Annotated in this window: 1 protein-coding gene and 1 pseudogene; one reads left to right on the forward strand and one right to left on the reverse strand. The window is 73.0% G+C overall.

From position 1 onward, the window contains the following. Positions 1 to 787: pseudogene (locus FRW57_RS23705) on the forward strand (hypothetical protein); the annotation flags it as partial. A gap of 34 nt (positions 788 to 821) precedes the next feature. On the opposite strand, the gene FRW57_RS22020 reads toward FRW57_RS23705, so the two are convergent. After that, the coding region (locus FRW57_RS22020) for a VOC family protein (protein WP_476748670.1) at positions 822 to 1018 on the reverse strand (197 nt) is incomplete at its 5' end.

Below are 1018 nucleotides of genomic sequence, written 5' to 3' on the forward strand. Positions count from 1 at the left end.
GCTGCTGCGACGTGGTGCCTCGGCGCCGGCCGCCTCCGCCTTCCTGCGCAGCAGGTGGGGGCTGGCGTCGACGCTGCACCGCGGCGCGGTCATCGGCTGGGCCGCCGGCGCGGTCGTCGTGAGCGGCATGTTCGGGTTGCTCGCCCAGAACGTCATCGACGCGATGGCAGGCAACCCGGCACTGCGTGACGCGTTGGGCGGTGCCGGTGGAGCCGACGGGTTCCTCGCGATGTCAGTCCTGCTCGTGGCACTGGTCAGCGGTGGCTACGTCGTGCAGGCCGTCGGAACCCTTCGTGCGGAGGAGTCGGCAGGGCGGCTCGAGCCGCTGCTGGCCGGCACCTCGAGTCGTATGTCGTGGCTCGCCGTCCACCTCGTCACGATCCTCGCCGGACTGGTCGTGATCGTGGCCCTCGGCGCGCTCACGCTCGGGCTGAGCGTCGCCTGGTCGACCGGCCACGGCGAGACAGGGCGGCTCGTGGGGGCCATCTCGTCCTACCTGCCGCCGGTTCTCGTCCTGCTGGGCGTGGCGCTCGCGGTGTTCGGTGCGTGGCCGAGGGGTTTCGTCGTGGCGTGGGCGGCGTTCGGGTTCACCGCGGTCGTGGCCTTCCTCGGCGACGCCCTGCAGCTACCGACCTGGCTTGCGGACCTCGCACCCACCAGCCACGTCGGCGACCCGCCCGCCGAAGCGGCCGGCGGCGCGCAGCTGGCGCTGCTCACCCTCGTGGCGGTCGGCCTGGTGGCTCTCGCCTTCGTCGGGTTCCGCCGCCGAGGTGTCCCGGCCCGTTGAATCGCTGGTCAGGACCGCTCATCCGGACTGCTGGTCAGGACTGCTGGAGCTCGATCCGGTTGCCCACCGGGTCATCGGTGTGGAACCGTCGCACGCCCGGCACGTTGTCGTCCCAGCGCACTTCGCCGCCGGCGCGTGCCACGGCCTCGGCCACGGAGTCCACGTCCGGGACGAGCAGGCACGGGTGCGCCTTGCGGGCGGGCCGGAAGTCGGCCTCGACGCCGCAGTGCA

The organism is Segeticoccus rhizosphaerae, assembly GCF_009192725.1.
In the GTDB taxonomy this organism is placed as follows: Bacteria; Actinomycetota; Actinomycetes; order Actinomycetales; family Dermatophilaceae; genus Segeticoccus; species Segeticoccus rhizosphaerae.